The 9639-nt window shown below is 51.2% G+C and carries 8 protein-coding genes; 2 read left to right on the top strand and 6 right to left on the bottom strand.

The features are described 5' to 3' along the window. Positions 1-145: 145 nt before the first annotated feature. Positions 146-964: an HMP-PP phosphatase gene (gene cof / locus ACJHYD_RS22405; RefSeq protein ID WP_001309304.1), complete on the bottom strand. Its 819-nt coding sequence runs from the start codon at positions 962-964 to the stop codon at positions 146-148. Between the two features lie 99 nt (positions 965-1063). On the opposite strand from cof, the gene ACJHYD_RS22400 reads away from it, so the two are divergent. Continuing rightward, positions 1064-2764 carry an SgrR family transcriptional regulator gene (locus ACJHYD_RS22400; RefSeq protein WP_001238217.1) on the top strand — a complete coding sequence of 567 codons (1701 nt, stop codon included), beginning with the start codon at positions 1064-1066 and terminating at the stop codon, positions 2762-2764. Between the two features lie 64 nt (positions 2765-2828). Continuing rightward, positions 2829-3524 carry a 7-cyano-7-deazaguanine synthase QueC gene (gene queC / locus ACJHYD_RS22395; RefSeq protein WP_000817229.1) on the top strand — a complete coding sequence of 232 codons (696 nt, stop codon included), beginning with the start codon at positions 2829-2831 and terminating at the stop codon, positions 3522-3524. A gap of 51 nt (positions 3525-3575) precedes the next feature. On the opposite strand, the gene fadM is transcribed toward queC, so the two are convergent. From fadM to lon, 5 genes are all read right to left on the bottom strand, one after another. Further along, a complete protein-coding gene (gene fadM / locus ACJHYD_RS22390) occupies positions 3576-3974 on the bottom strand; it encodes a long-chain acyl-CoA thioesterase FadM (RefSeq protein WP_001194534.1) in 399 nt (132 codons plus the stop codon). Positions 3975-4079: 105 nt separating this feature from the next. Next, entirely contained in the window at positions 4080-4451 is a 372-nt protein-coding gene (locus ACJHYD_RS22385; RefSeq protein ID WP_001550736.1) for a helix-hairpin-helix domain-containing protein, read from the bottom strand. A 150-nt stretch (positions 4452-4601) separates the two neighbouring features. After that, entirely contained in the window at positions 4602-6473 is a 1872-nt protein-coding gene (ppiD, locus tag ACJHYD_RS22380; RefSeq protein ID WP_001550735.1) for a peptidylprolyl isomerase, read from the bottom strand. A 191-nt stretch (positions 6474-6664) separates the two neighbouring features. Then, the gene (gene hupB, locus ACJHYD_RS22375; RefSeq protein ID WP_254892905.1) at positions 6665-6955 is read right to left on the bottom strand and encodes a nucleoid-associated protein HU-beta; all 291 of its coding nucleotides are present in this window, start codon (positions 6953-6955) and stop codon (positions 6665-6667) included. Between the two features lie 190 nt (positions 6956-7145). Then, entirely contained in the window at positions 7146-9500 is a 2355-nt protein-coding gene (gene lon, locus ACJHYD_RS22370) for an endopeptidase La (RefSeq protein WP_001295325.1), read from the bottom strand. Positions 9501-9639 lie beyond the last annotated feature (139 nt).

Raw genomic sequence — 9639 nt, 5'->3', positions numbered from 1 at the left:
TGCCAGACCGCAAGGTGTTTTAACAAATCAAAAGGGGTTTGAATAACTGGCTCAAAGCTGAAAGCTTTCCGGAACCCCCAGCCTAGCTGGGGGTTTTCTGTGCACAAAAAAACCGGGCAATTGCCCGGTGCTGGAAGGGATCTCGTTATTCGGGGGAATAAGGTAGATGTGGATAGTCCAGCCAGTGCGTCAAATAGTGAGAGACAGCCTGATTTCGGCAATGTCCAATCACCGGTAAATGCGGGAGCTCCGCGCGCAATTGCGGCATCGCATTGCCCATAATAAATCCGCTACCGACGCAGCCTAACATTTCGCGATCGTTCATCGCATCACCAAAGGCCATGCAATCGCGCAACGATAAACCTAAATGTTGGGTCAGCACCGTCAATGCAGCGCCTTTATTGCAGCCCACCGGCAGCACTTCGAGGCAATCCGTAGCGGAAAAACACAAATGTGCACGCTCGCCTAATGCTTCGTATAGCTGGATCTGCAAGCGTGTAAGATCGTCGTGATCGCCACAGAAGCAGATCTTGGTGACGCTGCCGAGTGGCATTTTTTTGACATCGATTATCTGATAACGAAAACCGCTATAGACAAATGCCTGCAACAACGCAGGGATCTCTTTCCCGGTAAACCAACCGTCGTCATTGAAGATATGCATGCTGGCTCGGGTATCCCATTGCTGATACAGCACCAGCTCCGCGACATCCGCAGGTAAATCATCACGATGTAAAAGTTCACCTTCCAGAGAATGCACGCGCGTTCCGTTGCCGGTAATCAAATATGCATCCAGCGATAGCGCCCCGAGAATATGCTGCATCTCCAGCGCATGACGCCCCGTGGCAAAAGTGAGGGTAATGTCGCGTTCACGCAGTCGCGCCAAAGTAGAGAGGGTTTTCTCACCTAAATGATGGTCAGGCATCAATAAAGTGCCATCCATATCAAATGCTGCCAGACGAGCCATTTCTTTCTCCACTCTGTGACACGGTTAATGGTGATTGAGTATCACCTGATATATACGGAAGTAATAGTGAATAGTTAAATAATATTGTTCCGGGTTTATATGCGACTGCTCAACCGTCTTAACCAGTATCAACGTCTGTGGCAACCTTCCGCCGGAAAGCCGCAAACCGTCACCGTCAGCGAACTGGCCGAACGCTGTTTTTGCAGCGAACGCCATGTTCGTACGCTGTTACGCCAGGCACAGGAGGCGGGATGGCTGGAGTGGCAGGCGCAGTCAGGACGCGGAAAGCGCGGGCAACTACGCTTTCTGGTCACGCCAGAATCGCTACGCAATGCGATGATGGAACAGGCGCTGGAAACCGGAAAGCAGCAAGATGTGCTGGAGCTGGCGCAACTGGCCCCAGGTGAGCTGCGCACTCTGTTACAGCCGTTTATGGGCGGACAATGGCAAAACGATACGCCCACGTTGCGTATTCCCTACTATCGCCCGCTCGAACCGCTACAACCGGGCTTTTTGCCCGGCCGTGCCGAGCAGCATCTCGCCGGACAGATATTTTCCGGCCTGACCCGCTTCGATAATAATACCCAGCGCCCGATTGGCGATTTAGCGCATCACTGGGAAACCTCTGCTGACGGGTTACGCTGGGACTTTTATCTTCGTTCAACCCTACACTGGCATAACGGCGATGCAGTAAAAGCCTCACACTTACACCAGCGATTATTGATGCTGTTACAACTGCCAGCACTGGATCAATTATTTATTAGCGTGAAGCGTATTGAAGTCACCCATCCGCAGTGTCTGACCTTCTTTTTACATCGCCCCGATTACTGGCTTGCGCACCGGCTGGCGAGCTATTGCAGCCATCTGGCGCATCCGCAATTCCCCCTGATCGGCACTGGTCCTTTTCGCTTAACACAATTCACAGTGGAACTGGTGCGCCTGGAGAGTCATGATTATTACCATTTACGTCATCCGCTGCTTAAAGCGGTTGAGTACTGGATAACTCCGCCGCTTTTCGAAAAAGATTTGGGAACCAGTTGTCGGCATCCCGTGCAAATCACTATCGGCAAACCGGAGGAGTTGCAACGGGTCAGCCAGGTCAGTAGTGGCATCAGTTTAGGTTTTTGCTATTTAACGTTGCGCAAAAGTCCCCGACTGTCCCTCTGGCAGGCGCGAAAAGTGATCTCCATTATTCATCAATCCGGTTTATTACAAACGTTAGAAGTCGGAGAAAACCTGATCACCGCCAGTCATGCATTACTGCCAGGCTGGACTATTCCGCAATGGCAAGTACCGGATGAGGTCAAACTACCGAAAACCTTGACACTGGTTTATCACCTACCGATAGAACTTCATACCATGGCAGAACGTCTACAGGCGACACTGGCAGCGGAAGGCTGTGAACTCACAATTATTTTTCATAACGCAAAAAACTGGGACGACACGACCCTACTGGCACACGCAGACCTCATGATGGGCGACAGATTAATTGGCGAAGCACCGGAATATACCCTGGAGCAATGGCTGCGTTGCGATCCACTATGGCCACATGTTTTCGACGCTCCAGCATATGCACATTTGCAATCGACACTGGACGCGGTGCAAGTAATGCCTGATGAGGAAAACCGATTTAATGCCCTAAAAGCGGTTTTTAGCCAGTTAATGGCAGACGCGACGCTGACGCCGCTATTCAACTATCACTATCGCATTAGTGCCCCTCCCGGCGTGAACGGTGTGCGACTGACACCGCGCGGCTGGTTTGAATTTACCGAAGCCTGGCTTCCCGCGCCGTCGCAATGAATAGCTGGTCCGGGTTAATCGCAGGCGTTACCATAACGCTTTTATTGTTCAAGCAGGATTATCTATGAAACGTGCTGTCGTTGTGTTCAGTGGAGGCCAGGATTCCACCACCTGTCTGGTGCAGGCATTACAACAATATGATGAAGTCCATTGCGTGACGTTCGATTACGGTCAGCGGCATCGCGCAGAAATCGACGTGGCACGCGAACTGGCGCTGAAACTGGGGGCACGCGCGCATAAGGTGCTGGATGTCACCCTGCTCAACGAGCTGGCGGTCAGTAGCCTGACGCGTGACAGCATTCCGGTGCCTGATTATGAACCTGAAGCTGATGGCATCCCGAATACGTTTGTCCCTGGGCGTAATATTTTGTTCCTGACGCTGGCGGCAATATATGCGTATCAGGTAAAAGCAGAAGCGGTGATTACCGGCGTCTGTGAAACGGATTTCTCCGGCTACCCGGATTGCCGCGATGAGTTTGTGAAAGCACTAAACCATGCCGTCAGTTTGGGCATGGCGAAAGATATTCGTTTTGAAACGCCGCTGATGTGGATTGATAAAGCGGAAACCTGGGCGCTGGCAGATTATTACGGCAAACTGGATTTAGTCCGTAACGAAACGTTGACCTGCTATAACGGCATTAAAGGCGACGGTTGCGGTCATTGTGCGGCATGTAATTTACGCGCCAACGGTTTGAATCATTATCTGGCCGATAAACCGACGGTGATGGCAGCGATGAAGCAGAAAACCGGGTTGAGGTAATTATTCCGGGTGTCGCCGGATGCGGCTTGAGCATCCGGCACCACAAAACGTTTACTTAACCATCTGCTCGAGCTTTTCGCGCAATTCCCCTTCCAGAGCTAACGCTTTCTGCGTTTTAAGATCAATACAAACAAACGTAATAAGCGCATCCGCTACCACCTGCCCTTCCGGCTCCAGTGTAATGACCTGGCTTAAGATGCCGCTTTTACCGTTTAATTGCTGCAACTGACTGGTAATGGTTAACAGGTCGCTTAATACCGCCGGGCGACGATAGTTAATATTGATATTGACCACGACGAAGGCGATGTTATGGGCCGTCATCCACTGAAAACTGTCGCTATTTTCCAACCCATCCCAGCGGGCTTCTTCGAGAAACTCCAGATAGCGAGCGTTGTTTACGTGCTGGTAAACGTCGAGATGATATCCACGAACTTTGATTTGTGTTTGCATAGCGCAATAACCTTACGTTGTTTTTATAAAAACTGTTATAAGTACAGAGGCCATAACTGGTATGACCTCTTCAGTCTGGCAAAAAATTGCCACTATGCAAATTAATTACAGGGTTAATACCGCCAGATTACGTTCCACCAGCGAATTGCCCATCCCTGGCACCTGCTTGAGATCCTCCACCGTTTTAAACGGACCGTACTCTTCGCGATAACTGACAATCGCCTGCGCTTTCTTCAGGCCAACGCCATTCATCGCGCGGGCTAGCTCTTCCGCGCTGGCATTATTAATGCTGACCCGAGTGCCTTCTTCGTCACTGGCTTTCGCCGGTACTGCTGCTTTACTTTGTGCTGCAGGAGCTTCCGCTTTGGTTTCTACCGTTGTCGGTTTCGCCGCAGGAGCTGCCGCCAGCGCGCTATGAGACATTCCGGCACAGGCCAGAGACAGGGTAATGATCAGTGCTTTAATTCCGTGTTTCATACTGTTTTCTCCTTGTTTGTTAACAGTGGAATCACCTTAACGGCAGTGAAAACAGTAAACAAATGGCAATGTTCAGAAATGGAAAAGGCCGCGAAAGCGACCTTTTCTTGTTACAGCTGCAAAGCATTTTTTTGCGAGGCGGCTTCAGGATTATTGCTGTTCCAGCGCATCGCCAATTTTGATTTTCGCCTCTTTACGCAGGTTACTCATCAGAGCTTCAAAGACGATTTGTGCGTTGTTCTGGGTGATACCCTGCACCATCGCTTTTTTCTGTTCTTCCGGCATTGAACCTTGTTTCACTTCATCCAGCGCCAGCAGAACCACATTACCTTGCATATCGGTCGCCATACCGTAGCTCGGTTTGTCTTTCGCTGGCAGTGGCAGTGCAAACGCCGCCTGGCTAATCGGGTCACGACCGGAACGGCTTAAGGTTTTCGGCTCGCCAAATTTCAGACCGGCAGCCTGCATAGCTTCCGCACCTTTGCCGGCTTTCAAATCAACCAGCAGTTTCTCAGCATCCACTTTCGCCTGTTGTTCAGCTTTGTTATGCTGAACCAGTGCCTTAACTTGTTCCTGAACATCTGCCAACGGTTTCACCGCTTCCGGTTTGTGCTCGCTGATGCGCAGCACGAATGCGCGGTCGCCATCGACGGTGATGATGTCAGAGTTGATGCCCGGCGCGCCGTTTTCACCTACCAGACCGCCGTTGAAGATAGCGTCAGCAACCGGCTTGAAGTTCAACTCTTCCGGCAGGTTATCTTTGCTGAACCAACCCGTCTGAGTGGCTTTAACGCCGGCTGCTTGCTCTGCACCGGCCAGAGACTCGGTGTCGTTGCTTGCCGCATCGCTCACTTTCTGTTGCAGTGCGTAGTACGCATCGAGGGCTTTTTCGTGTTTCACTTTCGCCGCGACATCGTCACGCACTTCGTCTAACGACTTCACTTTCGCTGGCTGAATGTCGTCCAGACGTACAATCAGGAAACCGACCGAAGATTTGATGACACCAGACAGTTGGCCTTTTTCTTTCAGGCCAGCATTTTTTAGTTCGTCCGGGATAGTGGCATCTTCTAACCAACCCATATCGCCGCCGTTACGGGCAGAGATAATATCGGCAGATTTTTCTTTGGCTAACGCAGCAAAATCACCGCCTTTATTCAGCTCATCAAGTACCGCTTTCGCTTCATCTTCAGTTTTGGTCTGGATGATGCTGTAGCGGGTACGCTGCGGCTGGGTGAATTGATCCTGATGCTGATCGTAGTAGCTCTGGATATCCGCATCGCTAACCGGTTGCTGCATCGTTGCGGCATCCAGCTTGATGTAACTCACGCGGAATTGTTCCGGCGTCATGAAATTGTTTTTGTTTTGTTCGTAGTAGCTGGCAATTTCCTGTTCGGTCACAGGCTGCTTCGCCGCCAGCGCGTTAACATCGATAGTCGCTTCACGCACCACGCGTTGTTGAGCTACCAGTGCCGCCAGCTCGTCGGTTTCACCTTTCAGCATAAAATCGGTACCGGCAACGCCGTTAATCAGCTGTTGGGTAGTGAGCTGGTTACGCAGCGCCTGGGCGTACTGATCGGCGGTCATCCCCATCTGGTTGAGGATACCGTTATAGCGGCTGTTATCAAATTTGCCGTCAACCTGGAAGGCTGGGGTCGCGAAAATCGCCTGTTTAACCTGCTCATCGCTGATACCCAGTTTCAGCTCACGAGCGTACTGCTCCAGCAGCGCCTCGTCGATCAGACGATTCAGCACCTGTTGACGCAGGGTTTTCATATAGCCTTCGTTCGCTGCAAGCTCAGAGTATTGATCGCCCAGCTGTTGCTGCATGCGATTACGCTCGCTGTTGAAGGCGTTCTCGAATTGCCCACGGCTGATTTCCTGGTCATTCACTTTTGCGGCGTAGTTATTGCCTCCGCCAATCAGGTAACCACTCACGCCGGTCAATATGAACGACACGATAATGATACCGAAAATAATCTTGAGCACGAGACTGTTTGCAGCCGTGCGTAAGCTGTCCATCATGGTGTAACAACACTCCGCTGTAGATGACTGTGTACCTCACGCAACGTATCGATGCGCGCAAAGGCCTATTGTGACAAGAAACGGGGGCAATTGTCAGCCCACAAGACGCAGAAAGTCACCGAATACAAATAAAAAAGGCACATCAGTAGATGCGCCCTTGAACTTCGTCACATCCCCACTGGGGACAACGCTTAGTTTACCGCGTCTTTCAGTGCTTTACCTGCACGGAAGCTCGGTACTTTAGCGGCAGCGATGGTGATCTCTTTACCGGTCTGCGGGTTGCGGCCAGTACGGGCAGCACGCTCTTTAACGGCAAAAGTACCAAAACCTACCAGTGCTACATCATCCCCTTCTTTCAGAGATTCAGTTACGGAAGCAATAATAGCATCTAACGCACGGCCAGCCGCAGCTTTAGAGATATCAGCCCCTGCAGCAATCTTGTCGATCAATTGAGATTTATTCACTCTTCTCTTCCTCTTTATAATTTATATCGCACTTGAATCCTTCAAGGTACGAACGCGCAGCAGTTATATCAGGCCAGCCATCCCCTTACAACACCCCTTAATAAGGGCAAGCCCGATCCGCCATCTAACTTAGCGAGACAAAAAAAGGCTGGCAAGCCCGAATTAGCCTGCCAGCCCTGTTTTTATTAGTGCATTTTGCGCGAGGTCACTATTTTGCAGTCACAACCTGCATGCCAGACGGTTCATTTTGCAGCGCCAGAGTCAGAACTTCCTCAATGCGTTTCACAGGATGAATGTCCAGATCGGCAATTACGTTGTCAGGAATCTCTTCCAGATCGCGTTTATTTTCGAACGGAATTAACACTGTTTTAATCCCGCCGCGATGCGCTGCCAGTAGTTTTTCTTTCAAACCACCGATAGGCAGTACCTGACCACGCAGAGTGATCTCACCGGTCATTGCCACATCGGCACGAACCGGGTTACCGGTCAGGCAAGAAACCAGCGCGGTGCACATAGCAATACCGGCACTCGGACCATCTTTCGGCGTCGCACCTTCCGGTACGTGGACGTGGATGTCGCGTTTTTCGTAAAAATCAGGGTTGATCCCCAGTTTTTCCGCACGCGCACGAACCACCGTTAACGCCGCCTGAATGGACTCCTGCATCACTTCACCGAGCGAACCGGTATAGGTCAGTTTGCCTTTCCCCGGAACACATGCGGTTTCAATGGTCAGCAAGTCACCGCCCACTTCCGTCCACGCCAGACCGGTTACCTGACCGACACGGTTTTCGTTATCAGCGCGTCCATAGTCGAAACGCTGAACACCGAGGTAGTCATGCAGGTTATCACCGTTAATTTCGATATGTTTTAATGACTTATCGAGCAGTAACTGCTTAACCGCTTTGCGACACAGTTTGGAGATTTCACGCTCCAGACCACGCACGCCCGCCTCACGGGTGTAATAACGAATAATGCCGATAATGGCGCTATCGTCGACGGTCAGCTCACCTTTTTTCAGTGCATTACGTTCAATCTGCTTCGGCAGCAGGTGACGTTTGGCGATGTTCAGTTTTTCATCTTCGGTATAACCGGAGAGGCGAATCACTTCCATACGATCCAGCAGCGGTGCCGGAATGTTCATGGAGTTCGACGTCGCGACAAACATCACGTCGCTGAGATCGTAATCCACTTCCAGGTAGTGGTCGCTGAACGCTACGTTCTGCTCTGGATCCAGCACTTCAAGCAGTGCGGAGGCCGGATCGCCACGCATGTCAGAAGACATTTTGTCGATCTCATCAAGCAGGAACAGCGGGTTTTTCACGCCCACTTTCGCCATTTTCTGGATCAGTTTACCCGGCATAGAACCGATGTAAGTACGGCGGTGACCACGGATTTCCGCTTCATCACGCACGCCGCCCAGCGCCATACGGACATATTTACGCCCGGTTGCTTTGGCGATGGACTGACCCAGGGAGGTTTTACCTACCCCCGGCGGCCCTACCAGGCAGAGGATCGGTCCCTTGATTTTGTTGACACGGCTTTGAACCGCAAGATACTCAAGGATGCGATCTTTCACGCGCTCCAGACCATAATGGTCGGTATCAAGGATTTCCTGCGCCTGACGCAGGTCTTTTTTGACCTTGCTACGCGCATTCCACGGCACCTGTACCATCCAGTCGATATAACCACGCACTACGGTCGCTTCTGCCGACATCGGAGACATCATTTTCAGCTTCTGCAACTCTGCTTCCGCTTTCTCTTTTGCCTCTTTCGGCATTTTCGCCGCGTCGATTTTGCGCTTCAGGGCTTCGTTTTCGTCCGGCGCGTCGTCCATTTCACCGAGTTCTTTCTGAATAGCTTTCATTTGCTCGTTCAGATAGTACTCACGCTGGGATTTCTCCATCTGCTTTTTAACGCGGTTGCGAATGCGTTTCTCAACCTGCAGCAGATCGATTTCCGATTCCATCATTGCCATCAGATATTCCAGACGTTCGTTAACGTCGGACATCTCCAGAACGGACTGTTTGTCAGCCAGTTTCAGCGGCATATGTGCAGCAATGGTATCCGCCAGACGCGCCGGGTCGTCGATGCTATTCAGCGACGTCAGCACTTCTGGTGGGATTTTTTTGTTCAGCTTGATGTAGCCTTCGAACTGGCTGATTGCAGTACGCACCAGCACTTCCTGTTCCCGCTCATCAATGGTCGGCGACTCCAGATACTCCGCCTTCGCAGAAAAGTGTTCGCCATTGTCAGAGAGCGCAGAAATACGCGCGCGCTGTAACCCCTCGACCAGCACTTTGACGGTGCCGTCAGGCAGTTTCAGCATCTGCAATATAGAGGCCACGGTCCCGACGGTGAAAAGATCGTTTACACCCGGCTCATCCGTTGAAGCTTCTTTCTGCGCGACCAGCATAATTTTTTTATCATGGTCCATCGCCGCTTCCAGACAACGGATAGATTTTTCCCGCCCGACAAATAAGGGGATGACCATGTGCGGATAAACCACCACATCGCGCAGCGGCAATACGGGGATTTCAATGCGTTCAGAACGCTCAGGATTCATAGAGCTCTCTCTTAGTTTAATTTCCGCCAGGTAATCAGATGACACGACTGTGCTTCACGCCATCTATTAACATGTACGTCAGTATATGGGGATGTTTCCCCCACATTCAACGCCGAGAATAGAGGAAAAATTAAAGGGG

The organism is Escherichia sp. WS1368, assembly GCF_046487485.1.
GTDB classification, from domain to species: domain Bacteria; phylum Pseudomonadota; class Gammaproteobacteria; order Enterobacterales; family Enterobacteriaceae; genus Escherichia; species Escherichia coli.
Note: the sequence above shows the minus strand (reverse complement) of the source record. Positions and strands in the feature narration are given on the sequence as shown.

What these genes read in the sequence shown, in the direction of transcription:
- cof (WP_001309304.1), bottom strand. Translation starts at nt 964, where the DNA reads ATGGCTCGTCTGGCAGCATTTGATATGGATGGCACTTTATTGATGCCT.
- ACJHYD_RS22400 (WP_001238217.1), top strand. Translation starts at nt 1,064, where the DNA reads ATGCGACTGCTCAACCGTCTTAACCAGTATCAACGTCTGTGGCAACCT.
- queC (WP_000817229.1), top strand. Translation starts at nt 2,829, where the DNA reads ATGAAACGTGCTGTCGTTGTGTTCAGTGGAGGCCAGGATTCCACCACC.
- fadM (WP_001194534.1), bottom strand. Translation starts at nt 3,974, where the DNA reads ATGCAAACACAAATCAAAGTTCGTGGATATCATCTCGACGTTTACCAG.
- ACJHYD_RS22385 (WP_001550736.1), bottom strand. Translation starts at nt 4,451, where the DNA reads ATGAAACACGGAATTAAAGCACTGATCATTACCCTGTCTCTGGCCTGT.
- ppiD (WP_001550735.1), bottom strand. Translation starts at nt 6,473, where the DNA reads ATGATGGACAGCTTACGCACGGCTGCAAACAGTCTCGTGCTCAAGATT.
- lon (WP_001295325.1), bottom strand. Translation starts at nt 9,500, where the DNA reads ATGAATCCTGAGCGTTCTGAACGCATTGAAATCCCCGTATTGCCGCTG.